At 58.4% G+C, this 25217-nt stretch carries 24 protein-coding genes; 6 read left to right on the top strand and 18 right to left on the bottom strand.

Going from position 1 to position 25217, the window contains the following annotated elements; all coding sequences use genetic code 11:
• The first annotated feature begins 35 nt into the window (after positions 1–35).
• Complete coding sequence (locus GFR01_RS01745; RefSeq protein ID WP_174694639.1) at positions 36–452, top strand: hypothetical protein; 417 nt, start codon at positions 36–38, stop codon at positions 450–452.
• On the opposite strand, the gene GFR01_RS01740 is transcribed toward GFR01_RS01745, so the two are convergent.
• Together GFR01_RS01740 and fliI are read right to left on the bottom strand one after the other, a co-directional pair.
• Positions 444–869: a flagellar export protein FliJ gene (locus GFR01_RS01740; RefSeq protein ID WP_063904299.1), complete on the bottom strand. Its 426-nt coding sequence runs from the start codon at positions 867–869 to the stop codon at positions 444–446. The two genes, GFR01_RS01745 and GFR01_RS01740, sit on opposite strands and share 9 nt — an antisense overlap.
• Positions 870–888: 19 nt before the next feature.
• Positions 889–2265: a flagellar protein export ATPase FliI gene (gene fliI / locus GFR01_RS01735; RefSeq protein ID WP_099181038.1), complete on the bottom strand. Its 1377-nt coding sequence runs from the start codon at positions 2263–2265 to the stop codon at positions 889–891.
• Positions 2266–2418: 153 nt separating this feature from the next.
• Here fliI and GFR01_RS01730 point away from each other — a divergent pair, with 153 nt between their 5' ends.
• Complete coding sequence (locus GFR01_RS01730; RefSeq protein WP_099181037.1) at positions 2419–3162, top strand: response regulator transcription factor; 744 nt, start codon at positions 2419–2421, stop codon at positions 3160–3162.
• Between the two features lie 9 nt (positions 3163–3171).
• Here GFR01_RS01730 and thiD read toward each other — a convergent pair whose 3' ends face one another.
• From thiD to secA, 16 genes are all read right to left on the bottom strand, one after another.
• A complete protein-coding gene (thiD, locus tag GFR01_RS01725) occupies positions 3172–3981 on the bottom strand; it encodes a bifunctional hydroxymethylpyrimidine kinase/phosphomethylpyrimidine kinase (RefSeq protein ID WP_099181036.1) in 810 nt (269 codons plus the stop codon).
• A gap of 3 nt (positions 3982–3984) precedes the next feature.
• Positions 3985–5343, bottom strand: coding sequence for a phosphoglucosamine mutase (gene glmM / locus GFR01_RS01720; RefSeq protein WP_167384184.1), 1359 nt, complete (start codon positions 5341–5343; stop codon positions 3985–3987).
• Between the two features lie 99 nt (positions 5344–5442).
• Positions 5443–7347, bottom strand: a complete 1905-nt coding sequence (gene ftsH / locus GFR01_RS01715) for an ATP-dependent zinc metalloprotease FtsH (protein WP_063904303.1) — start codon at positions 7345–7347, stop codon at positions 5443–5445.
• 168 nt (positions 7348–7515) lie between these two features.
• Positions 7516–8760, bottom strand: a complete 1245-nt coding sequence (gene tilS, locus GFR01_RS01710; protein ID WP_244902106.1) for a tRNA lysidine(34) synthetase TilS — start codon at positions 8758–8760, stop codon at positions 7516–7518.
• A complete protein-coding gene (locus GFR01_RS01705) occupies positions 8738–9619 on the bottom strand; it encodes a tetratricopeptide repeat protein (protein WP_099181034.1) in 882 nt (293 codons plus the stop codon). Before GFR01_RS01705 ends, tilS begins: the two co-directional genes overlap by 23 nt.
• 155 nt (positions 9620–9774) lie before the next feature.
• Positions 9775–10254: a peptidoglycan-associated lipoprotein Pal gene (pal, locus tag GFR01_RS01700; protein WP_063904305.1), complete on the bottom strand. Its 480-nt coding sequence runs from the start codon at positions 10252–10254 to the stop codon at positions 9775–9777.
• Positions 10255–10843: 589 nt separating this feature from the next.
• Positions 10844–12208, bottom strand: a complete 1365-nt coding sequence (tolB, locus tag GFR01_RS01690; RefSeq protein ID WP_099181032.1) for a Tol-Pal system beta propeller repeat protein TolB — start codon at positions 12206–12208, stop codon at positions 10844–10846.
• A 17-nt stretch (positions 12209–12225) separates the two neighbouring features.
• A complete protein-coding gene (locus GFR01_RS01685; RefSeq protein ID WP_099181031.1) occupies positions 12226–13221 on the bottom strand; it encodes an energy transducer TonB in 996 nt (331 codons plus the stop codon).
• Between the two features lie 12 nt (positions 13222–13233).
• Positions 13234–13671, bottom strand: coding sequence for a protein TolR (gene tolR, locus GFR01_RS01680; RefSeq protein WP_099181030.1), 438 nt, complete (start codon positions 13669–13671; stop codon positions 13234–13236).
• Between the two features lie 3 nt (positions 13672–13674).
• Complete coding sequence (tolQ, locus tag GFR01_RS01675; protein ID WP_007282570.1) at positions 13675–14418, bottom strand: protein TolQ; 744 nt, start codon at positions 14416–14418, stop codon at positions 13675–13677.
• Between the two features lie 77 nt (positions 14419–14495).
• On the bottom strand, positions 14496–14921 hold the full coding sequence (gene ybgC / locus GFR01_RS01670; RefSeq protein WP_099181029.1) for a tol-pal system-associated acyl-CoA thioesterase: 426 nt from the start codon (positions 14919–14921) through the stop codon (positions 14496–14498).
• Between the two features lie 26 nt (positions 14922–14947).
• Positions 14948–15991 carry a Holliday junction branch migration DNA helicase RuvB gene (gene ruvB / locus GFR01_RS01665; protein ID WP_015072339.1) on the bottom strand — a complete coding sequence of 348 codons (1044 nt, stop codon included), beginning with the start codon at positions 15989–15991 and terminating at the stop codon, positions 14948–14950.
• The gene (gene ruvA / locus GFR01_RS01660) at positions 15988–16590 is read right to left on the bottom strand and encodes a Holliday junction branch migration protein RuvA (protein WP_061511945.1); all 603 of its coding nucleotides are present in this window, start codon (positions 16588–16590) and stop codon (positions 15988–15990) included. The genes ruvB and ruvA overlap by 4 nt, the downstream gene beginning before the upstream one ends.
• Positions 16587–17093 (bottom strand): crossover junction endodeoxyribonuclease RuvC, encoded by a 507-nt coding sequence (gene ruvC / locus GFR01_RS01655; RefSeq protein WP_063904310.1) that lies wholly within the window; start codon positions 17091–17093, stop codon positions 16587–16589. The genes ruvA and ruvC overlap by 4 nt, the downstream gene beginning before the upstream one ends.
• The gene (locus GFR01_RS01650; protein ID WP_099181028.1) at positions 17090–17839 is read right to left on the bottom strand and encodes a YebC/PmpR family DNA-binding transcriptional regulator; all 750 of its coding nucleotides are present in this window, start codon (positions 17837–17839) and stop codon (positions 17090–17092) included. Before GFR01_RS01650 ends, ruvC begins: the two co-directional genes overlap by 4 nt.
• Before the next feature lie 32 nt (positions 17840–17871).
• Complete coding sequence (gene secA, locus GFR01_RS01645; RefSeq protein ID WP_099181583.1) at positions 17872–20616, bottom strand: preprotein translocase subunit SecA; 2745 nt, start codon at positions 20614–20616, stop codon at positions 17872–17874.
• A 269-nt stretch (positions 20617–20885) separates the two neighbouring features.
• On the opposite strand from secA, the gene GFR01_RS01640 reads away from it, so the two are divergent.
• The 4 genes from GFR01_RS01640 (at position 20886) to GFR01_RS01625 (ending at position 25176) form a co-directional block, all read left to right on the top strand.
• The gene (locus tag GFR01_RS01640; RefSeq protein ID WP_063904600.1) at positions 20886–21803 is read left to right on the top strand and encodes a peptidylprolyl isomerase; all 918 of its coding nucleotides are present in this window, start codon (positions 20886–20888) and stop codon (positions 21801–21803) included.
• A 4-nt stretch (positions 21804–21807) separates the two neighbouring features.
• Positions 21808–23043: a bifunctional glutamate N-acetyltransferase/amino-acid acetyltransferase ArgJ gene (gene argJ / locus GFR01_RS01635; RefSeq protein ID WP_099181027.1), complete on the top strand. Its 1236-nt coding sequence runs from the start codon at positions 21808–21810 to the stop codon at positions 23041–23043.
• A 103-nt stretch (positions 23044–23146) separates the two neighbouring features.
• The gene (locus GFR01_RS01630) at positions 23147–24376 is read left to right on the top strand and encodes an NAD(P)/FAD-dependent oxidoreductase (protein WP_099181026.1); all 1230 of its coding nucleotides are present in this window, start codon (positions 23147–23149) and stop codon (positions 24374–24376) included.
• A 50-nt stretch (positions 24377–24426) separates the two neighbouring features.
• The gene (locus tag GFR01_RS01625) at positions 24427–25176 is read left to right on the top strand and encodes a 2OG-Fe dioxygenase family protein (protein WP_099181025.1); all 750 of its coding nucleotides are present in this window, start codon (positions 24427–24429) and stop codon (positions 25174–25176) included.
• The last annotated feature ends 41 nt before the right edge of the window (positions 25177–25217 follow it).

Raw genomic sequence — 25217 nt, 5'->3', positions numbered from 1 at the left:
TTCTTTTCCGGACGCAGCGCTGGTAAAACAGCGCCATGTCCGTGATGCTCGATCCCTCTACGCTTCCATCCGTCAATATTCTTGGCCTGGCCCAATCTGGCGCCATTCTTCGTGCCGAACGCGAAACACCGCCTGACGGTATTCCAGCCTTCGTCACGAAAGCAGGATGGGATGAACTCATTACAGCGCATGCTGACAACCATGCCGCCCCTCATCTCATCGTGCTTCCCGCTCTTGAAAAAGCCGTCACCCGCATTTTGGCTCACGCAGCTGAAGCGGCTCAGAACGAAGGCAAGACCGCACCCGTTATCAGTCTGGAAAGCGACCTTTTCCCCAGCAATCCCACCTTGATTCTGGCGTTCGTGAGAGACGAGACGCATCCAGTCGCCTGCGCTCTGATCGGAACCGCAGACCATCTGGTGGGGATGCTTCGGGGCGACGGATCAGTTTAGGCTTCGTTGCCTCAGAGCCAGTTCATCCAGAGCAGCCTGCTCTTTGCGAAGAAGATGCTGCTGAATTTCACCCCGCTGTTTTTCTTCCAGCTTTTCCACGGCCTTCAGGGCCGCCTGCGCCATCAGAAGAGCTGACCTGATGCAGTCTCTGTCCATTGCTGCCTGACGGCATTTTTCCTGAGCCTCAGAAATGGCCCGTTGGCCAACGGGCAGCCAGCGACTGAAAGCCTCAACGGCCTCATCATCCGCAGTCGGATCAGAAGCCAGCTTCTGTTCCATCAGCAATTGTTGATGCTTTTGACCAAGCACCGTTTCTGCGGCAGTTTCCCGCGCCACGGCCTCTGCAAAAGCCTTTTCCACATCTGCAAGTTCGTGACGTCTCAGACGACGCAGAACCTCAAGTGGCATCTGCCGCATTGCTTTTCTCCGAGAAGGGTCAGGCGGTCGCGCCCATGATGGTTGCAAGCTGCTCAAAGGCATCCAGACACCCCGAGCGTTCGTTTTTCCCCTGAGACAGAAATGCATCAAGCTGAGGCATAAGGCGGATCGCCTCGTCCACATCTTTCTCCGTCCCCGGTTTGTAGGCACCCAGCCGGATCATGTCGGCCATGCGCTCATAGGTTGCCATGGTCGCGCGCGCCTGGCGCGTTAGCCTGTTTTCCTCTGCGGAATTACACCCAGGCACTGCCCGGGACAGAGACCGCAACACGTCGATAGCCGGATAGCGTCCTTGCTCTCCGATCTTTCGATCAAGAACGATGTGCCCATCCAGAATACCACGCACCGCATCAGCAACAGGCTCGTTGTGATCGTCACCTTCCACCAGAACCGTAAACAGAGCCGTAATCATTCCCTTGCCCGGATAGCCAGGCCCCGCACGCTCCAGAAGCTTTGGCAGTTCCGCAAAAACCGAAGGCGGATACCCGCGGGTTGCAGGTGGCTCCCCTGCTGACAGACCAATTTCTCGCAAGGCCATGCAATAACGGGTTACGCTATCCATCAGAAGAAGGACCGATTTGCCCTGATCCCTGAAATGCTCGGCGATCGCCATGGCAGAGACAGCAGCGTCCCGCCGCATCAATGGTGGCGTGTCGGAGGTCGCAATCACAACAACGCTTCGCGCAAGACCTTCCGGGCCAAGGTCGTCTTCAATAAACTCGCGAACCTCGCGGCCTCGCTCACCAACAAGCGCAATCACCGCGACGTCACAGTCTGCTCCCCGCGCCAGCATGGACAACAGCGTCGACTTACCAACACCGGATCCTGCGAACAGGCCTAGCCTTTGACCGCGCCGACAGGTTGTAAACGCATCAAGGGCCCTGACGCCCAGATCGATCCTGTCTCCAAGCCTTGCGCGCGTTGCAGCATTGGGAGGGGAATTGAGAACAGGTTGCTGATCCAGAGCGGGAACCAAGGCCCCTTTCCCGTCCATCGGCACGCCAAGCGGATCGACAACACGCCCCAGCCAGCTTTCATTAACTCCAAGAGACGCCGAAGACTGACGGCTCAGGGGAATACGCGCCTCACAACCCGGCCCGATACCTTCGAGACTGCCAAAAGCCATGACCCGAGCATGTGCATCATGAAACCCTACAACCTCTGACTGTATGAGGCTCCCGGAACGAGAACGGATTGCGATTCGATCTCCGATTGAAACGAATCCTTCCAGCCCGCGAATTGTTACACACAACCCAGTTACGTCTTGGACCGTCCCCACTGCACCGTCAGGTTGCAAGGGTGCCACCTTTTCCAGCAGTCCTTTGAGACGGCCGGAAATCGCCTTTTTTTCCTGTTTTTTGGCGGCTTCAATCATTTTTCGAACGCTAAACCGAGAGAGTTAACAAAACCTGAAGCGAACACACTTAATGAAGGAATGATGAAAAATTTACGCTTTTTGGTTTATGTCTATCGACATGCACAACCTTAGGTAGTAACCATTACTTCACCAATCCGGGAGTTGAAAAACATGCGTATCCTTCTTGTCGACAGTGATCTTCAGGCCGCAGCCACTCTGTCCCAGATCCTGCGGACAGCCGCTTTCACCGTGGATCACACGGCATCAGGTGAAGAAGCCATCGAGATGCTCCGCCATTACGATTACGACGTGATGGTTCTCGAACTGATGCTGAACGACATTGAGGGATATGACGTCATCCGCCGGGTCCGCTCCGCCCGCATTACAACGCCTATTCTCGTTCTGTCCGCCCTGCTCCGTCCACAAGCCAAGATCCGGGCATTCTCGATGGGCGCGGATGACTACATGACGAAGCCTTACGATCCCGGCGAACTGATCGCTCGCCTTCAGGCAGTCATGCGCCGCTCTCGCGGATTTGCCGAACCCTGCCTGCGGGTTGGAAATCTGGAACTCGATCTGAACGGCAAGAACGTCACGGTTGACGGAACAGCCCTGCACCTGACTGGCAAGGAATATGCCATTCTGGAACTGCTGGTTATCCGCAAGGGCTCAGTCCTGACGAAAGACGCCTTTCTGAATCACCTGTACGGCGGCATCGATGAGCCAGAAATGAAAATTATCGATGTGTTCATCTGCAAGCTTCGCCGCAAGCTGCAAAAAGCCGGAGCTGGAAATCTGATCGCAACGGTCTGGGGGCGTGGATATATTCTGCGTGACGAACAAAACGTCGAAGCTACTTCCACTCTTCAGGCCGAGCCCCCGCGCGCAGTTCAACCCATTACAACACTCGCCTGAAAGCAGCGTTCAGGATTGGTGCCATTCAGGCCGGATCGTCACACCATGATCGACCGGCCCGTGTCCCCGCCCCAATTTGGGCGCATGTAACAGCGCAAGTTTGAGATACTGGTTTCCACGCACAACCGCACCCTCCAGACTCATACCCTGCGCGACACCCGTCGCAATCGCACTCGCCAGAGTGCACCCCGTGCCATGCGTATGACGGGTCTTTATCCTTTCACCACGAAGAACAACTTCGCGCCCATCGGGAAAGACCAGAAGGTCTTCAAGTTCATCTCCATGAAGATGTCCCCCTTTGAGCAGAACGGCTCCTGCACCTTTTTCCTGCAATACCTGCGCCGCAGATCGCATCCCACGCAGATCGGCGATGACCTGCCCGGTCATAACTTCAGCTTCGGGAATATTCGGCGTTACAACCAGAGCGCGAGGAAGCAGGCGTGTCATCACGGCTTCCACTGCTTCGGGATCGAGTAAAACAGAGCCACTTGTGGAAACCATGACAGGATCAAGCACAAGCGGCAGCTCTGACCGCCGACCCAATTCATCTGCTATGACATGAACGATTGCGGCATTTGCCAGCATGCCTGTCTTGCAGCAGTCCGTTCCAAGATCATCCAGAACAACCTGCATCTGCTGAAGCACAAACGCAGGCGACACAGCTTCAACACCAAAGACGCCCAACGTGTTCTGAGCGGTCAAAGCTGTAATGGCGCTCATGCCAAATCCGCCAAGCGCCGTTACAGTCTTGAGATCAGCCTGAATTCCAGCTCCTCCGCCTGAATCACTTCCGGCAATGGTCAAAACCCGGCCGATCATCGCTTAGTTTCCCGTAATGGCGCGGATCGCGTCACAGACATGGTCCACAACTTCAACAACGAGAGTCTCGTCTTCAGCTTCCGCCATAACGCGGATCAGCGGCTCCGTTCCGCTAGCCCTCAAAACCAGACGCCCCCGACCTGCAAGACGCTCTTCAGCCCAGGATTTCGCAGCAGCCAGTTCAGGACTGCTCAGCGGGCTCACACCCGAATAGCGCACATTTTTCAGAAGCTGCGGAAACGGCTCAAAGACCTTGCAGATTTCGCTAGCTGGTTTTTTGGTTTCAACTGACACGGCCAGCACCTGCAATGCAGCAATCAGACCGTCGCCCGTCGTGGCATAATCGGACAACACCATATGCCCGGATTGCTCACCACCGAGATTGCCACCATTCTCGCGCATCCGCTCAACAACATAGCGGTCACCAACGGCGGTCCGCTGGAGTTCCAGCCCTACTTCTGAAAGTGCCTTCTCCAGCCCCATGTTGGACATGACGGTCGCCACAACAGTCGTGCTGCGGAGGCGATCATGCTGCTTCCAGAATTTGGCAATCAGACCGAGGATCTGGTCTCCATCGACCAGGGTACCGTTCTCATCGGCGATCAGTACGCGGTCAGCATCACCATCCAGAGCAATTCCGAAATCTGCCTTATGCTCCTTTACGGCCGCACAAAGTTTCTCTGGATGCGTTGAACCCACACCGTCGTTGATGTTCAGACCATCTGGAGAGCATCCAATCTTAATGACTTCCGCCCCAAGCTCCCACAAAGCCGTCGGCGCTACGCGATAGGCCGAGCCATTCGCACAATCGAGAACAATCTTCAGTCCATCAAGACGCAACCCACGAGGGAACGAGGCCTTGGCATTCTCAATGTAACGGCCCGCTGCATCGTTCAGACGTGAAGCCCGACCAATCTGCTCCGGAGACGCCAGGCGCCCAGACAAGTCCTCACCCATCAGGGTCTCGATCTCTCCTTCAACGTCATCGGAAAGTTTGAACCCATCCGGCCCAAACAGCTTGATACCGTTATCCGTGAAGGGGTTATGGGATGCGGAAATCATCACCCCGAGATCGGCCCGGAGTGACCGTGTCAGCATGGCAATGGCTGGCGTCGGCAGCGGACCAACAAGAATGACATCCATGCCCGCAGATAGAAACCCGGCTACAAGCGCGCACTCAATCATGTAGCCCGACAGACGCGTGTCCTTGCCCAGAACAACACTGTGTCGGCGGCTCTGATTGCGCATGAAGTGCAGCCCGGCCGCCTGTCCGAGTTTCTGGGCAACCTCTACCGTCATCGGTGCGGTATTGGCTGTTCCCCTGATCCCGTCCGTACCGAACAGTGCCCTCTTGCTGGCCATGGTCATGAAATCCTGCATGTCTCAATAGATAAGAAAAAGGCGCGGCATCGAGGGGGAAACCCCTCAATGACGCGCCTGATGGTGCGGTTAACGGTCTGATTAGCCCGCCTGTGGAGCCGGATCAAACGCGCCTGGACGTGTTGTTGGAACAGAAGCACGGCGATTATCGGGCAACTGTTCGTCGTCCGAAGCGCGCTCAATAGCCTCACCGCGCATGATACGGCCTACGTCATCACCCGTCAGCGTCTCATACTCAAGAAGCGCTGCTGTCAGACGATGCAGATCATCGATATGCGTCAGAAGAAGCTCACGCGCCTGCTGATAAGCCGTGTCGATGAGTACCTTGATCTCCGTGTCGATCTCACGGGCCGTCTGCTCGGACAGGTTCTTGTTCTGCGTCACGGAATGACCCAGGAACACTTCCTGACCGTTATCACCGTAGGAGATCATACCGAGCTTATCGCTCATGCCCCATTCGGTCACCATCCGGCGTGCCAGATCAGTGGCACTCTTGATGTCGCCCGACGCACCCGCACTGACTTCTTCGGGACCGAAGATGATTTCTTCAGCCACACGACCACCCATGGCGATCACGAGACGGGCAAGGCACCATTTCCGGCTGTAGGAGATATTATCCTTCTCCGGCAGCGTCATCACCAGGCCCAACGCACGACCACGCGGCACAATCGTTGCCTTGTGAATCGGGTCGCTGCCCGGGGTGAAGATGGCACAGATGGCATGCCCGGACTCATGATAAGCCGTAGAACGCTTTTCATCTTCGGTCATGACCATGGAGCGACGTTCCGCACCCATCATAACCTTGTCTTTGGCTTCCTCGAACTGAGCCATACCAACCGTCCGACGTCCCTGACGGGCCGACATCAGTGCGGCTTCATTCACAAGATTGGACAGATCCGCACCCGAGAAGCCCGGCGTGCCGCGAGCGATCACCTTTGGATCCACATCAGAAGACAGCGGCACCTTTTTCATGTGAACGCGCAGGATCTTCTCACGACCGGCTACATCCGGGTTCGGCACGACAACCTGACGGTCAAAGCGGCCTGGACGCAACAGAGCTGGATCAAGCACGTCCGGACGGTTCGTTGCGGCAATGAGGATAACGCCCTCGTTGCTTTCAAAACCATCCATCTCAACCAGCATCTGGTTCAGTGTCTGCTCGCGCTCGTCGTTACCACCGCCAAGGCCAGCGCCACGATGGCGACCGACCGCGTCGATTTCATCGATGAAGATGATGCACGGCGCAGCCTTTTTGCCCTGCTCGAACATGTCGCGCACACGCGATGCACCAACACCCACGAACATCTCTACGAAGTCTGAACCAGAGATCGTAAAGAACGGGACGTTTGCCTCCCCAGCAATGGCTCGAGCCAGAAGCGTCTTACCCGTACCCGGAGGACCGACCAGCAGAGCCCCCTTGGGGATTTTGCCGCCCAAACGGGTAAACTTCTGCGGATCCTTGAGGAATTCAACGATTTCCTCAAGTTCGGCCTTGGCTTCGTCAATACCTGCAACGTCATCAAACGTGACGCGACCGGTCTTCTCCGTCAGGAGACGAGCTTTGGACTTGCCGAAGCCCATGGCACGGCCGCCGCCTGCCTGCATCTGGCGGAACACCATGAAGCACAGGCCAACCAGCAGCAGAACCGGAAGGTAAGCACCGACATACCGCAGGATCGGGCTTTCACCGCTATCCATCGGCTTGGCAGTGACTTCCACGCCAGCACTCGTCAGACGAGCCGGAAGGCCCGGATCCATCGGCGCATAGGTCTCGAAAGACGTGCCGTTCGTCAGCGTTCCAGAGACATTCTGTTCCTGAATCACTACCGAGCGAACCTGGTGCTCATCCACATCATGGATAAAATCGGAATAAGCGATCTGCTGGGCAGCGTGCTGGCTTCCACCGGGCTGGAAGGCGGTCAGCACTGCCATTCCGACCATGATGATGACCACCCAGATCGCAACGTTACGGCCTAAATTGTTCATCTCGTTCTCTGTCGTCCTTCAGACTGTCCAACCGATGCAGCGTGGCTTCATCATCTCAAACAGGCCGACGTCATAGTCTGCGTTGACTTCATAACATAGGCGCTCCAGCCCACGTTCCTACCCCATTGGGGGAAGGAAAACGCATTTCAGGCCATTTTGGTGCGCTTTTCACCCTGTTGCACCATTTTCTCCGGTCGCAGGAACCCCTCCTGCCCACAGAAAAGGAACAGCGCCGGCTTCCTTCAGAACATCAGGCAATCCGATGATCTGACCGTTCTGCCAAAGAGCAGGTAGAGTTCTCAGGGCTCCCAGAGGCAAGCCAAGCCTTCTGGTATCCATCTTCAAGGCCCCGTCACCCAAGGCACCGATCAGACAGTCAGTCGGAAGACCGTCCGCATCACAACGCCAACGCCTGTCCCACAAAGCTCCAGTCTCAGCCACAACAGGACGCTGAACCGCCCGCTCCTCACGGACAAGCATCACACCTTCACCGAAACGGCCTGCTGGACGCATGATGACACCAGCCAGCGTTCCGTGCCCCTGTTGCGCAAGAGCGAGCACCTGTCCACGGGAGGGACGATATGGACGTCCAGAGACCAGACGGATCAGCGCTGAAAGCGTGTTTTCACAAATCCCCGCAGGTTTCAGATGAACCCAGCCTGTGGAATGCCAGACCGCATTTTCTGCGAGCAAGGCCGCCAGTATCTCATCTTCAGAATGACGATAACTTTGTGCTGCGACCTGCCACTCCCGGGCTTCTTCCCGCTGCGTCGGAAACAGATCCTGGCGCCACCGGACACGCTCAAAGCGCCTGTTCTGATTGGAAGGGTCCTCAATCCACATAAGACCAGCCGCACGCAACGTCGCACGCAACCGCTCCGGGTGAAGTGTCAGGCAAGGCCGGACGATCCTGACACGACCGCGAAGGGATGTCGCTTCCATCCCCGCCAGCCCTCGCCAGCCGCTGCCAGCATGCTGCCGCATCCAGACCGTTTCATCCTGATCATGGAGATGATGAGCCACCAGAAGATCCAGGCATCCGGCCTCGACACAGGCCTCTTCCAAAGCTGCAAAACGCGCATCCCTTGCACGTTCCTGAAGTCTACCCTTGGGAAATGGCGCCAGTGTCAGAACACGTGCCTGAAGTCCCAGAGCCTCCAACCGCTCTACCGTCAGAAGTGCCTCGGCACCGGACTCGGGCCGCAAAGCATGATCCACCACAAAAGCCAGAACATGCCGCCGCCAGCGTTTTGCCAGCCATGCCAAAGCCAGGGAATCACCCCCACCCGAAACAGCAAGCCCGACAGGAGCCTCAGGCACATCAGGCAACCATGGCCCTACATTTTCCATCAGGGCGGAAAACTCGTCCGCCCCGACAGGAGCGTTCAGGTCAGTGACAGGCTGCACGTCCACGGAACGTCGCAGCGGCAGACTTCACACGAGGCGTGGGCGTTGGAAACTCGTCCTTTAGCTTGTCGAGTGCCTGACAGGCGGAATTCTTGTCGCCCATCGCCAGAAGGGAGGCTGCAACGCCCAGCAGAGAGTCCTGAGCCTTGGGAGACTTCGGAGCTTTGTTATAGGCATCGTAATAAGCCACAGCCGACTCACGATACTGCTTCTGACCTGCGAGGGACTGGGCCAGAAGGAACTGGGAATCCATTTTGCCCGACGCGCTTTTGGCCGTCTTGATGGCAAAGCGCGCATTCGTTTCAGCGTCGTCGTATTTGCCGGCCTTCAGCGCGGCATTACCAAGTTTCAGCGCCTCAAGGGCCGTCTTGGGTGCTGCGTCTCCGGCAGCCGGGGCTTCCGCTTCAGCCACCTTTGCACTCGGCGGCGCCGATGCTGTGGGCGCCGCTGCCTGTGTCCCGCCGCCGCCATTCTGAGACGCAAACTGCATGTCAGAGATCTGCTTGGACAGATTGGCCTGTGTTTCCTTCTGTGCGTTCGTTAACTGGTCCAGTTCTCCACGCATCTGACGGTTCTGCTCTTCGAGAGCCGAAACACGCTCCAGAAGTTGGGCAACCATGCTTCCGTCGCCGCTACCAGACGAACCTCGGGAGGATGAGGAACTAGGTGCAGGCAAAGGTCCACTGTTCTGGATCTGCGAAAGCTGCTGCCGCAATGATGCAATTTCATCCTGAAGGGCAATCGCCTCGCGAGAGGAAATCCCCCCGCCATCCGATGCGTCCTGCGCCAGAGCCGGCAGGACAGGGCAAAGCACAGAAAACGCCGTTCCGAGCATCAGCGCGCGAAGGGGACGGGACAGGGCCATGCAAGATCTCCTGAGACAGTTCAGCACCCGGCCAGGGCGCCCTCTCGCAGTCGCCGGCGAGCACGGCAGAAGAGACAGTCATAAAACAGAAACGGCCGGGGGATAAGCTCCCCCGGCCGTTCAAACTGTCAGTCCGTCAAACGGATGACCCGGGTTCAGCGAACCGAGGTGATCGCGTTACGGTTCTGAGCCCATGAGGATTCATCATCGCCATCAGCGGTCGGACGATCCTTACCATAGGAAATCGTCGTGATGCGGGAAGCGCTGACGCCCTTGGCAACCAGATAGTCGCGAGCGGCATTTGCACGGCGCTGGCCGAGAGCAATGTTGTATTCTTCGGTACCACGGTCATCGCAGTTACCGGCGATCTGAACGCTGACCTGCGGGTACTTCTGGAGCCATGCAACCTGCTTGTCCAGCGTCGCACGAGCTTCTTCGGAGAGCTGGGAAACATTCAGCTCGTAGAAGATACGATCGCCAACGTTGGCAACCAGATCAGCTTCGCTGCCTGGCGTCGGGCCAGCTTCCTGCGTAGCTGCGCCAGCACCGGTGCTGTTGCCCGTATCGGTTTTGCCATTGGAGCAGGCTGCGAGAACGAGCGCCAGACCAAGCGCACCAAACACCTTGAACTTCATGTGTCTCAACCCTGAGAACGGTTCCTTTTCGGGAACCGAAATGCGGCATAATGCCGCGTTGTTCCGGACCCCACGCCCTTCATCGGAACCGCTCAAGAGTCGCTCTGCAACTCCCAGCGTGTCCTCTGAAAAACATTGGCCACTAGCGCCCATACCCATGACTTAAATCCGGGGTCAAGCATCCTCTAAGACACACCTTGTGCACCAAAGAACGATTCTGATTCGAAACTAGAGAATGCAACATAAATGTCACAGCATTTGGACAGGAATGTGGCGGAATTCTGCCGGTTGTTTTGCTGAACATTCTTGAAACCGTCAATCATCATGCAGTCGATGCACGGCAGACCAGCGCTGAATGCGGGGCAAAATTCCCCCATCCTCTGGCGTCGCGTCTTTGATTTACAGAACATGCGATGAAACCATGCCGCAAGTGACAAGCGATCCGGGCTCAATCGACTCCACCTAAAGGCGTTTCAGCCGACTTGCTTAAGCATGGTGTCTGCCCTCTCCAGCAAGCTTCTGCCTTAAGGCCTATGCCGGTGGGAGGATTTTCCGCGTCAGAGTGATCTCTGGCGCGGAGGAAGCCTGTTCAGCCGTTCAGCGGAGACCAGGCTGGATCGGACGCGCCAGTGGCTGTCCGGATCGGGCGCTCATTGAAGCCCGTGATGTCGATTGTACCGATGCCAGATGAGAACCCTGCTCCGCCCGCACTAGAGGCGCTCTGACGGCAGAACGCCAGAACACGACCATTTGGACAGAACGTCGGCGATTCAACCGTAAAGCCCTGCGTCAGGATCCGCTCACCTGTCCCATCAGGATTCATCACACCCAGCGAAAAGCCACCGTGACCAATACGGGTAAAGGCAATCAGATCACCACGCGGCGACCACACCGGAGAACCGTACTGACCCGAGCCGTACGAAATCCGGCGTGCTCCGCCGCCTGATGCGCTCATGATATAAAGCTGCGGACTACCACCACGATCGGAGTTGAACACGATCTGGCTGCCATCCGGGCTGAAGCACGGGCTGGTATCAATGGCACCACCAGAGCTGGTGATCTGGTGCTTGCTTCGGGAGGCCAGATCCACAACGAAAATGTCTGACCCACCACCACGCGTTGCAGACAGAACAACGCGGCTGCCATCAGGCGAGAAACGAGGCGCAAATGAGATGCCATCGAACTCGCCCAGCATCTGCTGACGGCCAGAGCCAAGATCGAACAGATACACACGCGGACGGTTGTTCGCATAAGACATGAACGCGACCTGATCGCGCGCCGGATTAAAGCGCGGCGTCAGCGTCAGCCACTGGCCGCCGGTCAGCATACGGGAATTGAACCCGTCCTGATCCATTAGCGCCAGACGCGTAATCTGATGACGACGCGGTCCTGTACGGGCGATGTAGGCGATACGGGTATCAAAATATCCCTTCTCACCCAGCATCCGCTCATAAATCACATCAGCAATAATATGAGCGATACGACGCCAGTTGGAGGGAGACGCCGTATAAGCCGTGCCCTGAAGCTGCTCACCAGCCACAACGTTCCACAGCCGCATCTCAACGCGAACACTGCCTGAACCGACTGCGCGCCCGGCTACAGCCGCACGTGCGCCCTGCGCCTTGAGGGCACTGAAGTCAGGCGTGGAGCCCGGAGGCACATCACCGCTCATGACCTTGAAGAGACCCGTGCTCTCCAGATCAGAGGAAATGACGCCAGAAATCTGCTCGCCCATCCCGGCACCGAAGCTCGGGATCACGATGGGGATCGGCGCCTGACGGGCCTGATCCACGGTAATTTCAGCTTCACCCGGGCCAGCCGCAGTGGAGCCCTGGGCAAAAGCAGGCAGGGGCGTTGCCAGAAGGCCACCAGCCGCAGCCGTGGCACCAAGAACAGAACGGCGCGATAGCAGCGCGCTCAGAGCATCAGCTTCGGAATCGGAAATGAAGGTCATGATGATTCCTCTAGGGTTTACGGCCTGAAGACAAAACGCAGCTGATGCGTCTGGCCTAGCAGGTTGGAAGGAATGGGCAGATGGGCACAGGTCGGGCTCAGCACTGCATCTCGCGCACGCTCCGCCAGCACACGATAGGACGGATCTGCCGCCATCTTCGCTGCTGTATCTGGAGCATACTTCACAAGACGTGCCTCACCCGTTGCATCCACCGTCACAATCAGATGCGCGACAAAGCTCGCATAGTTCCGCGCTTCCGTGTCTTCCGTGTAGCAACGCCGCACGGAACCACCGATGGCTTTCTGATCCGCCATGGACAGGGACTTCGTAATATCCCCGTTCGGAACACCGCCGCCATCCGGCGCACCACCCTGTGGCGGGTTGGCTTTCGCCTTGGGCGCATGCGTCTGCTTCTGGTCGGACCGGAAGCTATCCAGCGTGGCCAGCAGGGAATGACTATCTGCCTGCGTATTCTTGGACGCATTCGGCTGAGTCAGGTGTGAGAACTTCGGCGCATCCGGCAGCTTGTCAGCCTTCTGCGTCTGCGGGCTTGGCGGGGCCACCATCGTCGACTTGGTCGGCGGTGACGGCTTTGGCGGGGACGCAGGCACAGGTTCCGGCGACGGTTCCGTGATCTTGGGCGGAAGCTTCGTCGGCGGCAGAGGCTGAGGCTTGGTCTCCGGCGCTGGCGGAACCGGCTGCGGCGGCGGTGGAGGCGGAGGTGGTTCTTCCGTCGGCGCCTTCAAGGGAGGCGTCGGGGACGGAGGAGCCTCGTTCTTCACGGGCGCAGGAGCCGGCGCTGGCTTGGGAGCCGGATGATCAGCCTTGATAGGATGAGTGGGAGGACCAGCCTCCTCGAACTCCATCTGCACCGCCGGGGGTTCCGGCGGCTCAGGAGGTTTCTCGAACGGGATCCGCACCACCAGGTACAGGATCAGTGCCGCATGGACACCAACCGAACCCAGCAGCGCGTTGCGAAAGCGACGCCTGTCCGAACGACGTGGACGCACCACTGGCGAAGTCCTTTACTGGCCGCTCTGAGGCTGCTGAGCAAGCAGCGCCACATGCGTAAAGCCGCCAGACGTGATCTGACCCATGACCTGCATCACGCGGCCATAGTCGATATGCGCATCGGCACGAACGAAAATCCGATGGTTCGGATCATTCTGGGACTGGACCTTGAGCTGGTCCACAAGCTGTTCCGGCGTGATCGGATCTTCGCCCAGATACAGCGAACCGTCATTGCGCAACGAAACCGTGATGGGCTTCGTATCCGCATTGACCGGGCTGGCATCCGTTTTGGGCAAATCAACATTGACGCCACTGGTCATCATTGGTGCTGTCACCATGAAGATGATGAGCAGCACAAGCATGACGTCCACCAGTGGTGTGACGTTGATCTCGGATGCCGGACGCCGACGACGGCTCCCTGCGCGTCCTCCTCCTCCAGCGGACATCCCCATGGATCAGGCCTTCCCGCTGGACGTCTCGTCAGCTCGCTCTTCGGACTGACGGGACAGGATGGCGGCGAATTCGGTTCCGAAAGCCTCCATACGGTCCGCAAACTTGTCCGTGGAGTTGCTGAGAACGTTATAGGCAACGTAGGCGGGAATAGCCGTTACAAGGCCAATGGCTGTTGCGAACAGCGCTTCGGAAATACCCGGGGCCACGACCGAAAGGTTGGTGTTGTGCATGGCGGCAATCGAGCCGAACGCATGCATGATACCCCAGACCGTACCGAACAGACCCACGAACGGTGCTACCGGACCAATCGTCGCCAGGAAGATCAGGCGACGGCCCAGACGATCATTTTCGCGGGAAACGGTAATATTGATGGCACGGTCGATACGGTCCCGCACGCCACCACGCGCCAGGTCGATCCCGACGATACGTGCCGAACGACGCCATTCGCCCATGGCTGCACCGAATACGGCGGCCATCGGGTGCGTCGGGCGGGCACCATCGGATTCGTAGAGGTCGTCCAGCGAACCGCCGGACCAGAAACGGTCTTCAAATTCCGTCGCTTCACGATTCACGCGACGCATCAGAATGATTTTTTCCGCGATGATCGCCCACACGCCTGCACTGCACAGGACGAGCCCGATCATGACCAGCTTTACGACGATGGACGCGTGCAGGAACAGGTCCAGAGGCGACAGACCGGCCGCACCGACCGCCCCAAGCGCACTCGAACTTACCTCATGATCCACTGTTCTCTCCTGTCCAGATCCTGTCCCTTACGGGTCAGGTCTCTCCATTGCACTTCGTGAGGAAACAGGAAAGTGGGTCAGACCTCTCCAGCCTCGAGTTTTCGAACAGCATCACACCAGCGAGGCGGAATTTTGGCAGGTTTCATTGTTTCTGCAGAAAGGCAGGCCAGTTCCACATCAATGACAACGGCGGTTTCGTTACCCTTTGAGAAATTCCGCACTGTCTGCTGAAGTTTCAACCGTGTTGGCGTCATGGCATCCAGCGCAGTCTCGATTTCCATTTCATCATCGAGTCGCAACGGGGAGCGATACCGGATGCTGGCCTGCCGAACGACGAAGGCCAGACCGAAATCATTCAGAAGTTCCGTGACGGACGCATCTGCATCCCGCATGGCCTCGCTGCGCGCACGTTCAGCAAAACCGAGATAGCGCGCGTGATAGACAATCCCCCCGGCATCCGTGTCTTCGTAATAAACCCGGAACCGGATTTTATGCGTTGCCATCAGATCCTCCGCTCATTTGCCCAGTTTCAGGCCGTCGTATCGTCATCGAGCGCAGAAAGGAGATCCACCTGGCTCGCTGGCGGGTTCAGCCCCAGATGGCGCCACCCCGCTTCACCCAGCATGCGACCGCGTGCTGTTCGAAGCACCATGCCTTCCTGAATCAGGTAAGGCTCAATGACATCTTCCAATGTATCGCGGGCTTCCGCCAGACCGGCTGCGAGCGTTTCAACGCCCACCGGCCCGCCATGATGATGCTCTGCAATCCGCACCAGATAGCGCCGGTCCATCGCATCCAGACCGCGCTCATCAACCTCAAGACGCGACAGCGCCGCATCCGCCGTGGCGCGATCAATGATCGGCTTCTTCGCCACCAAAGCAAAATCCCGCACCCGACGCAGAAGACGCCCGGCAATACGCGGCGTCCCACGGGAACGGCGTGCGATTTCTTCCGCGCCATCGTCGTTCAGATGCACGCCGAGCTTGGTCGCTCCACGGGACACAATGGCCCGCAGTTCATCCGGCGTATAAAAAACAAGTCGCAGGGGAATGCCGAAGCGATCCCGCAAAGGCGTGGCCAGCAGACCCGCACGCGTCGTCGCGGCAACAAGCGTGAACGGCGCGAGATCAATCCGGACAGATCGAGCCGCTGGCCCCTCCCCGATAATCAGATCGAGCTGGAAATCCTCCATCGCAGGATAGAGAATTTCCTCAATCGCAGGCTGAAGACGGTGAATTTCGTCAATGAACAACACATCGCGTGGCTGGAGATTCGTCAGGATCGCCGCCAGATCTCCTGCCCGCTGAATGACTGGCCCGGACGTTGCCCGGAAACCGACACCCAGCTCACGGGACACAATCTGTGCCAGGGTCGTCTTACCCAGACCCGGAGGGCCATGCAGCAAGACGTGATCCAACGCCTCACCACGAGCCTTGGCAGCCTCGATGAAGATAGCAAGATTTTCCCGGCTGGCTTTCTGCCCGGTAAAATCAGCAAGGCTCTCCGGCCTTAACCCACTCTCTGCAATATCTTCCGGCAGACGAGCCGGGTCCGTTTCCCGAAATTCGCTCATCGGGCCAGTTCCTTCAGGCAAAGACGGATGGCCAGATCAAGGCTGGCATTCTCATTTTCAGCCAGAACACGACTCAGCACCGGCCACGCTTCTGCCCGACGGAAGCCGAGACCAGCCAGCGCCAGCAGCGCATCATTTTCAACGCTTGGTCCGGTCACGATCCCCGGCATTGGTGCAGCAGCCCCGCCACCCGGCATCTTGGCGACCTTGTTCCGCAGTTCGCTCAGAATACGGTCCGCAAGGCGCGGGCCGACACCAGCTGCCCGCGTCAAAGACCCACGGTCTCCGGCATTGATGGCCAGCAGAATTTCACCCGGCGAGTTGGCCGACAAAATGGCCAGCGCAACCTTGGCGCCCACGCCCTGAACCGTTGTCAGCAGACGGAACCACTCGCGTTCATCAGCGGTCCCGAACCCATACAGCAGGATCGCATCTTCCCGGACGACTGTCTCGATCAGCAGACGTGCCACTTCCGGCGGGTGCGGAACCGTGCCGAGCGTGCGCGTTGAGGCGGACACCACATAACCAACGCCATTGACATCTACGATGCAGCGCTCGCCTTCAATCTGCCCGACAAGGCCAGTCAGTTGTCCGATCATGCCATTCGCCTTCCGACAGCCACGTGCGCTGCGCTGGCACGATGATGCGCGTGGCAGATCGCCACGGCCAAAGCATCGGACGCATCCGCCTTGTGAATAGCCACACCCGGAAGCAGGCGCTTCACCATCATCGTGACCTGCTCCTTTGTGGCAGACCCTGTCCCCACAACGGATTTCTTGACCGTCATGGCGCCATATTCTGCGACGGGAAGCCCTTCATAGGCAGGCGTCAGAAGCGCCACACCGCGCGCATAACCGAGTTTGAGTGTGGAGGAGCCGTTGCGGTTCACGTAAGTTTCCTCAACCGCAGCTTCAGCGGGAGCATACTCACGGATCAGATTCTGGAGCTTCCCATGCAGCTCACAAAGCCGCAGGGGAACCGATTCCTGGCCATCCGTTGCGATCACACCGGAAGCCACATGCTTCAGGCGATTGCCATCCACATCAATAATCCCCCAGCCCATGAAACGCAGGCCGGGGTCTATGCCCATCAGACGGATCAAGCGGCGAGCGCCTGAGCCACGTCATCCGGAAGGTCAAAGTTGGCGTACACAGCCTGAACGTCGTCGTTGTCTTCCAGAACGTCGATCAGCTTCAGAACCGTCCGGGCCTTCTCTTCATCCAGCGAAACGCTGTTTTCCGGACGCCAGTCCAGCTTCGCGGACTGCGGCTCGCCAAATCGGCTCTCAAGGGCGTCACGAACCGCGAAGAAATTTTCCATCTCGCAGGTGATCTCGTGACCTTCCTCGGTCAGCACAGCATTGTCAGCACCAGCTTCAATGGCGGCTTCAAGCATCTCGTCTTCGGACGCGGCATCGACCCGATAGGTCACAACACCCAGACGCTGGAACATGAAGGACACCGAGTTCGATTCACCCAGTGAGCCGCCATGCTTGGAAAATGCAGCGCGGACTTCGCCAGCCGTACGGTTCCGGTTGTCGGTCAGGCCTTCGACAATGATCGCCACGCCAGCCGGGCCGTAGCCCTCGTAGCGGACTTCCACATAGTCTTCCCCGCCAGCAGCACCGGATGCCTTCTTGATGGCGCGCTCGACATTGTCCTTTGGCATATTCGCTTCACGTGCGGCCGTAACAGCCGCACGAAGCCGCGGGTTGGATGCCGGGTCAGGCAGGCCAGACCGCGCTGCAACCGTGATTTCACGCAGGATCTTGGCGAACTGCTTGGCGCGCTTGGCATCCTGCGCGCCCTTGCGGTGCATGATGTTCTTAAATTGCGAATGACCGGCCATCGGTCGCTCCTTCCTCTACGGGTGTCAGAGGCTCAGGCGAGCCTGCCATGACAGTGTTTGAACTTCTGGCCCGATCCACACGGGCAAAGCGCATTGCGCGGCGTCTCTTCATACCACCGCTGAAGCGTTGCTGCATCTGGCTCTTCTACCGAACCCTGCGCAGCAAACTGCGGCTGCGGGGCGGCAAAGCTCATAACCGGCTGCGAAGCCTGCTCAAGAGATGCCGGAGCGGACGGCGGAGCCTCGAACGTCTCATGCTGCGCGGATGTATCCACGACCGGATAAGGCGGCGGCTCACTCACAGCCTGAATGCGGCACATAGTCTGCGTCACGCGCATCCGCATGTCATCCAGCATGGCCGTGAACATCTGGAAGGCTTCCTGCTTGTACTCGTTCAGCGGATCACGCTGACCATAAGCACGCAGGCCAATGCCCTGACGAAGCTGGTCCAGCCCATGCAGATGCTCTTTCCACACAGCATCGAACGTCGTGAGTACAACCTGCTTCTCGATCATGCGCATGAGTTCCGGCCCCATGTTCGCCGTACGGGCGGCCTGAGCCTTCTGGGCTTCGGCTTCCACACGCTCGATCACGCCTTCTGCATCCATGCCATCTTCCTTTGCCCATTCGGCAATCGGAAGATCGAGGTTCAGGGTCTCTATCAGGCTCTTGGAAAGTCCTGCCGTATCCCAGGCTTCCGCAAAGGACTTCTCAGGAATATGGGCGTGAACCAGATCCTCGATAGTGTGCAAACGCAGCTCCGCGATCACACCAGACAGATCTTCAGACGACATGTATTCCTTGCGCTGGGAATAGACTTCCTTGCGCTGGTCATTCATGACGTCGTCGTATTTCAGCGTGTTCTTGCGCATGTCGAAGTTGCGGGCTTCAACACGCTTCTGAGCCTTCTCGACGGCCTTGTTCAGCCAGGGGTGAACAATCGCCTCCCCTTCCTTCAGGCCCATCTTCTGCATCATTGCGCCCATACGGTCGCCAGAGAAAATGCGGATCAGATCGTCTTCAAGTGACAGGAAGAAACGGGAATTACCCGGATCGCCCTGACGCCCCGAACGGCCACGCAACTGGTTATCAACACGACGGCTCTCATGACGCTCCGTCCCGATGACATACAGACCACCGGATTCATGAACGGCGCCATGATTGGCCTCGACAGCCGCCCGGATCTCCTCGGTGATGCGCGCCCGTTCCGCTTCATCCTCGATTCCGTCCGTGTAGGCATGGGTCAGCATTTCAATATTGCCACCCAGCTTAATGTCCGTACCGCGACCAGCCATGTTCGTGGCGATCGTGATGGCACCCGGGGCACCAGCCTGCGCAATGATGCTGGCTTCTTTTTCATGGTGCCGTGCATTGAGCACGTTATGTTTGATGCCGCGTCCGGTCAGAATGCTGGAAAGGTATTCACTCTTTTCGATGGACGTCGTGCCCACCAGGATCGGCTGTCCCTTCGCAGTGACTTCCTGAATTAGATCGGCAACGGCGTTAAATTTCTCGCCAGCCGTCAGATAAACTTCATCGTCCGTATCAATCCGCTTCACCTGACGGTTCGTCGGAATTTCCACAACCGTCAGGTTGTAGATTTCCGCAAACTCGTCAGCCTCGGTCATGGCCGTACCGGTCATGCCGGACAGCTTCGGATACAGACGGAAGTAGTTCTGGAACGTGATGGATGCGAGCGTCTGGTTTTCCTGCTGGATTTCGACGTGCTCTTTCGCTTCCAGCGCCTGATGCAGACCATCCGAATAACGACGGCCATCCATCATACGGCCAGTGAATTCATCAATGATGATCACCTTGCCATCACGGACGATGTAATCAACGTCTCGCGTAAACAGCGTATAGGCCCGCAGGGACTGCTGAACGTGATGAACTACAGCCACGTTATGGATGTCGTACAGACCGCCTTCCTGCAGAACGCCGGCTTCACTCAGAAGCTCTTCAATCCGGTGAGAGCCGGCCTCGGTCAGCGTAACGCTGCGCTGCTTCTCATCCTTGTCGAAGGTCTCGGGTTCCAGCACCAGCTTCGCTACGACCGCGTCAACCGTCCGGTACAGGTCTGAACTGTCGTCGGCGGGGCCGGAAATGATCAGCGGCGTCCGGGCTTCGTCGATCAGGATGCTGTCCACTTCATCCACGATCGCGTGGTTGAACGGACGCTGCACCATGTCGCCAAGCGAATATTTCATATTGTCGCGCAGATAGTCGAAGCCGAACTCGTTGTTCGTTCCGTAGGTAATATCTGCGGCATAGGCTTCACGACGCTCTTCATCCGCCAGATTGGGGATGATCACGCCGGTCGTCAGACCAAGGAAGCTGTAAAGAACCGACATTTCCTCAGCATCACGACGGGCCAGGTAGTCGTTCACCGTCACGACATGCACGCCCTTGCCGGACAGCGCGTTCAGGTAAACGGCCAGCGTGGCAACAAGGGTCTTACCCTCGCCTGTCCGCATTTCGGCAATACGGCCGTCATGCAGAACCATCGCACCGATCAGCTGCACATCGAAGTGACGCTTGCCCAGCACACGACGGGACGCTTCACGGCAGACAGCAAAGGCTTCCGGCAGCATCGCATCCAGCGTTTCGCCTTTGGCGACGCGTTCTTTGAACTCTACCGTCTTATGCTGAAGCTGCTCGTCACTGAGCGCCTGAACCGTGGGCTCCAGAGCGTTGATCTCGGGCACACGGCGCTGATACGCCTTGAGCGAACGATCATTGGCGGAACCGAAGAGGGCGCGTGCGAGGCGTGCGAACATGCTGAACCTTGAGATGCCGAGCACCCGATCAAAAGCTCTTTCCACCAGCGGAAAGACCTCCCAAACCGGGCAATCACGATTTTCACGTCACGTGGAGATAGGACCCGCGTGCCCACGGGTCAATGGAGAGGCACCCGAGAGGTCCACTAAAATGCCCATTTCCGGAGTGTGACGGAATGGTAAGGGAGCACGCTCTTGCAGGGTTGAGCGCGCTTTGTCATGGTGCTGCCCATTCGTTTTCCTCCTTCTTTATGGTCCGAGGTATTTTCATGCGGCTTTCCCGCTCCACTCTCGCCTGTGCGGCACTTCTGGCTGGCACGTCGGTTTCAGCTCCTCTCGCCTTTGCGGCTCCGGCAACCCCGGCTGCTGCTCCGGCACCGGCTGCAGCCCCTGCTCCGAAGCCGGACATGGTGATCGCAACCGTCAATGGCGAAAAGATTACCCTCGGTGATGTCCAGCAGGCTGCTGGCAACCTGCCGCCGCAGGCCCGTCAGCTTCAGCCGTCCATGCTGATCCCGCTGCTGGTCAACCAGCTCGTCGATCAGAAGGCGATCCAGATCGCTGCTGGCAAGGAAGGTCTGACCAACAAGCCGGAAGTCAAGGCTGCCATGCAGAACGCTGCCAACAGCGCCCTGCAGAATGCCTATCTGGAAGAGAAAGTCGCACCGCTCGTAACCGATGCGGCCATGCACGACTATTATCAGGCGCATTACGCCAACCAGAAGCCTGAGCAGGAAGTTCACGCTCGCCACATTCTCGTGGAGACGGAAGCGCAGGCCAAGGACATCATCGCCCAGCTCAACAAGGGCGCTGACTTCGCGAAGCTTGCAGGCCAGCTGTCCAAGGACAAAGGCTCCGCTGGTGCAAACGGTGGCGATCTTGGCTGGTTCAAGAAGGGTGACATGCTGCCGGCTTTCTCTGACGCCGCGTTCGCTATGAAGCCGAACACGATCTCCCAGACGCCGGTTCACACGCAGTACGGCTACCACGTGATCCAGGTTCTGGGCACGCGGACTGCTCCGATCCCGAGCTTCGACCAGATCCACGACCAGGTCCGTCAGGAACTGATCCGTGACAAGGTTCGCCAGATCGTTCAGCAGGCTGAATCGCAGGTGAAGGTTGTTCACTTCGACGCACAGGGCAAGCCAATCGCTGATGCCCCGGCTGCAGCTCCAGCCAAGAAGTAAGACCATGGGAAAGCCGATCGCCGTGTCTCCGCTGTCCCGTCCCCTCCCGGACCTTTCAACGGTTGCCGGTGTACGGCTTTCCGCCGTTGCCGCAGGCGTCCGCTATCAGGGCCGAACGGACCTGATGCTGGCGGAATTTGCCCCCGGCACGGTTGTCGCAGGCGTTTACACGCGTAACGCCTGCCCTGGCGCACCCATCCTGTGGTGCCGTCAGGCCCAGACAACCCCCTATGCCCGCGCGCTTCTGGTCAATGCCGGAAACGCCAATGTCTTCACCGGACGTGCAGGCATTCAGGCCTGTGAAGACTGCGCTGATGCTGTCAGCGCCATGTTCGACTGCCCGCCGCAGGACGTGTTCCTCGCCTCAACGGGCGTTATTGGCGAGAAACTTCCCCAGCAGCGCATTATTGATGCCCTTCCCGCCGCTCAGGCCGGTCTGGACGAGAACAACTGGGAACAGGCTGCCCGCGCCATCATGACGACGGACACCTTTCCGAAGGCTGCCCGCCGTGACGTGACCATCAACGGAACACCCGTTCGCCTTCAGGGCATCGCCAAGGGCTCCGGCATGGTCGCCCCTGACATGGCCACGATGCTGGCTTATGTCGCGACGGACGCCAAAATTCCCCAGAACATTCTCCAGTCCCTGCTTTCTGCTGGCTGCGCCAAAAGCTTCAATTCCATCACGGTCGATTCGGACACATCTACGTCCGACATGCTGGTGCTGTTCGCTACAGGGCTTGCAGACAACGAGCCCGTTACCGGCCCGCACGACCCCGCTCTCATTGAATTTACCGAAGCCCTGAATGACCTGCTTCTGGAGCTTGCCATTCTCGTCGTCCGTGATGGCGAAGGGGCCACGAAGCAGATCCGCGTGGACGTCACGGGCGCTGAATCCGATTTTTCCGCGCATCGTATCGCTCTTTCAATTGCCAACTCCCCGCTGGTCAAGACGGCCATCGCAGGTGAGGACGCAAACTGGGGCCGTGTCGTGATGGCTGTAGGCAAAAGTGGTGAGCCTGCCGACCGTGACCGCCTCTCCGTTGCCATGGGCGGCACGTGGATTGCGCGAGAAGGTGGCGTCGTCGAAAACTATGACGAAGCCCCTGTCGTGGCCCACATGAAGGGTCAGGACATCGAAATTACCGTTGATCTTGGGCTGGGTGACGGACAGGCCCGCGTGTGGACCTGCGACCTTACGCATGGCTACATCGACATCAACGGGTCCTATCGCAGCTAAAGCGGTCAACACGAGAGCGGGAGCGGGGGTTGTGCAGCTCTTCCGCTGCCGTTAGCACAGTCATCAGCCCAATTGGCGGGCGCCCGGTAAGAGGAAACTGTCCATGTCTGCTGCAACTCGTGTCGTTGTTCTCGGTGGCGGAGTCGGAGGTCTGGAGGCCGCGACGGCCCTTGGTCGCCGCAGCAACATTTCCCTGACACTCGTTGATCGCAGCCCGGTCCATTACTGGAAGCCATCCCTGCATGAATTTGCAGCCGGCACGATGCAGCATGACGGCAACTGCATTCCCTTTACGGAAACTGCCGCGAAATTCGGTTTCAGCTTTGTTCAGAGCGTTCCTACAGCCGTTGATCGGGCGACCCAGACGGTCACGCTCGAGAACGGATCGACCCTCCCCTACGATTATCTCGTCGTAGCACTGGGTTCACGCGCTAACGATTTCGGAATTCCCGGAATTCTCGAATATTGCCGCTTCATCGATAGCCTCAATGACGCCGACACACTGTATTCGGAATTCCGCAAGGCCCTTCAAACGGCGCGCGCTGCCGGCCAGAAGCTGAGCGTCGGTATTGTGGGGGGTGGCGCAACCGGCGTGCAGCTTGCCGCTGAGCTCTGCAAGGCCATTGACGAAGCCCCGGGCCTGGGCGCCTCGGTTCGCAAGAACGGCCTGGACGCCGTTCTTATCGAAACGGGACCCCGCATTCTTCCGGCCTTCCCTGAGGCCGTGTCCGAAGCTGCATCGGCACAGCTTGAAAAGCTCGGCATTTCCGTTCGCACCAGCGCAATGGTCGTGGGAGCTGACGAAAACGGTTTTAACCTGAAGTCCGGCGAACAGATCCCCGCAACGCTCCGCATCTGGGCAGCAGGTGTTCGCGCCTCTGACGCAACGGCCCTGTTCGACGGTCTCGAGCGCGGTCGTGCCGGACAGCTTGGTGTGACCCAGACTCTTCAGACCACCGAAGATCCCAAGATTTTCGCTATCGGTGACTGCGCGCGCATCGATGCGGCTCCTGTTGCCCCTACGGCACAGGCTGCTCGCCAGCAGGGCCAGTATGTCGGGCGTGTTCTGCCGCAGGTCATCGCCGGACAGACGCCTGCTCCGTTCGTTTATAATGATCGCGGTGCGGTCGTGGCACTGGGTGATTACAACGGCTGGGGCATGCTGGATGCAAACCGCAGCTTTGGCGGCGGCTTGCTCTCCGGTCTTTTTGCCCGTCTGATCCATGAAGGACTGTACCGCCAGCATCAGGCTGGTATCGTAGGTCTTGCAAAAACGGCGTCCACGACGGTTCGGGAACATCTCTCGCCTGTCAAGCCAGACCTCGGAGCCTGAACTGCCCGACAGATGTGAGCGTCGGGCATGGCATCACCAAGTGAGCAGACATGACCGACACACCTCTGCCTTCAGCCTTCGACCAGACCGTGCAGCGGGTCGAGACCATCCTTGAGGAAAAAGGCTTCAAGTTCCTGCAAGCGGACACAATGCGTCCGCTTCTTGAACATGAGGGCCTGACAGACTGGGACACGTTTGCCTCAAGCTGGAACGATCTTGGCCTTGATCTCTACATGGCTGATGGTGGACGTTACCGGCGACGGCGCTATGCGACGTTCTCTGTCAGCAATGGTCTCATTACGCGCAAAACGCACCAACCCCATTATCAGAGCCGGGACCACAACCTGCTGAATGGCGGGATCGAACGCTGGTTCGGTGCGATTGAAGACAACATCGCTTCTCATCCCGCAATGCTTGCCGCGATCCGGACCATCAGCCGATTCGCCGATGCCCTGACACCTTCCCAGGAAAAGCCGGACACCTGGCACACGGAGGTTCATCAGTTTCGCATCGAGGCCAACCCGGACAGCGAAGGGCGCCCAACCCCGGAAGGGATGCATCGGGACGGAGTTGACTGGGTTCTGGTTCTGATGATTGGACGCCACAATGTCGAGCAGGGCGTGACGACCATTCACGACAACCAGAAAGACCTTCTCGGGTCTTTCACCCTGACCCAACCTCTCGACGCTGCCATTGTGGATGACCATCGCGTCTATCATGGCGTCACAGCCGTAACGCCGCAAAACCCTGACGAACCCGCTTACCGGGACGTTCTGGTCATTACGCTCCGGCACGAATAACGTCGAAATTCACCTCAGCCGGAAATCTGTCATGGATCGAC

The sequence above is a fragment of the Gluconobacter frateurii genome (genome assembly GCF_002723955.1).
Taxonomy (GTDB): Bacteria; Pseudomonadota; Alphaproteobacteria; order Acetobacterales; family Acetobacteraceae; genus Gluconobacter; species Gluconobacter frateurii.
Note: the sequence above shows the minus strand (reverse complement) of the source record. Positions and strands in the feature narration are given on the sequence as shown.

What these genes read in the sequence shown, in the direction of transcription:
- GFR01_RS01745 (WP_174694639.1), top strand. Translation starts at nt 36, where the DNA reads ATGTCCGTGATGCTCGATCCCTCTACGCTTCCATCCGTCAATATTCTT.
- GFR01_RS01740 (WP_063904299.1), bottom strand. Translation starts at nt 869, where the DNA reads ATGCGGCAGATGCCACTTGAGGTTCTGCGTCGTCTGAGACGTCACGAA.
- fliI (WP_099181038.1), bottom strand. Translation starts at nt 2,265, where the DNA reads ATGATTGAAGCCGCCAAAAAACAGGAAAAAAAGGCGATTTCCGGCCGT.
- GFR01_RS01730 (WP_099181037.1), top strand. Translation starts at nt 2,419, where the DNA reads ATGCGTATCCTTCTTGTCGACAGTGATCTTCAGGCCGCAGCCACTCTG.
- thiD (WP_099181036.1), bottom strand. Translation starts at nt 3,981, where the DNA reads ATGATCGGCCGGGTTTTGACCATTGCCGGAAGTGATTCAGGCGGAGGA.
- glmM (WP_167384184.1), bottom strand. Translation starts at nt 5,343, where the DNA reads ATGGCCAGCAAGAGGGCACTGTTCGGTACGGACGGGATCAGGGGAACA.
- ftsH (WP_063904303.1), bottom strand. Translation starts at nt 7,347, where the DNA reads ATGAACAATTTAGGCCGTAACGTTGCGATCTGGGTGGTCATCATCATG.
- GFR01_RS01705 (WP_099181034.1), bottom strand. Translation starts at nt 9,619, where the DNA reads ATGGCCCTGTCCCGTCCCCTTCGCGCGCTGATGCTCGGAACGGCGTTT.
- pal (WP_063904305.1), bottom strand. Translation starts at nt 10,254, where the DNA reads ATGAAGTTCAAGGTGTTTGGTGCGCTTGGTCTGGCGCTCGTTCTCGCA.
- tolB (WP_099181032.1), bottom strand. Translation starts at nt 12,208, where the DNA reads ATGACCTTCATTTCCGATTCCGAAGCTGATGCTCTGAGCGCGCTGCTA.
- tolR (WP_099181030.1), bottom strand. Translation starts at nt 13,671, where the DNA reads ATGGGGATGTCCGCTGGAGGAGGAGGACGCGCAGGGAGCCGTCGTCGG.
- ybgC (WP_099181029.1), bottom strand. Translation starts at nt 14,921, where the DNA reads ATGGCAACGCATAAAATCCGGTTCCGGGTTTATTACGAAGACACGGAT.
- ruvB (WP_015072339.1), bottom strand. Translation starts at nt 15,991, where the DNA reads ATGAGCGAATTTCGGGAAACGGACCCGGCTCGTCTGCCGGAAGATATT.
- ruvA (WP_061511945.1), bottom strand. Translation starts at nt 16,590, where the DNA reads ATGATCGGACAACTGACTGGCCTTGTCGGGCAGATTGAAGGCGAGCGC.
- GFR01_RS01650 (WP_099181028.1), bottom strand. Translation starts at nt 17,839, where the DNA reads ATGGCCGGTCATTCGCAATTTAAGAACATCATGCACCGCAAGGGCGCG.
- secA (WP_099181583.1), bottom strand. Translation starts at nt 20,616, where the DNA reads ATGTTCGCACGCCTCGCACGCGCCCTCTTCGGTTCCGCCAATGATCGT.
- GFR01_RS01640 (WP_063904600.1), top strand. Translation starts at nt 20,886, where the DNA reads ATGCGGCTTTCCCGCTCCACTCTCGCCTGTGCGGCACTTCTGGCTGGC.
- argJ (WP_099181027.1), top strand. Translation starts at nt 21,808, where the DNA reads ATGGGAAAGCCGATCGCCGTGTCTCCGCTGTCCCGTCCCCTCCCGGAC.
- GFR01_RS01630 (WP_099181026.1), top strand. Translation starts at nt 23,147, where the DNA reads ATGTCTGCTGCAACTCGTGTCGTTGTTCTCGGTGGCGGAGTCGGAGGT.
- GFR01_RS01625 (WP_099181025.1), top strand. Translation starts at nt 24,427, where the DNA reads ATGACCGACACACCTCTGCCTTCAGCCTTCGACCAGACCGTGCAGCGG.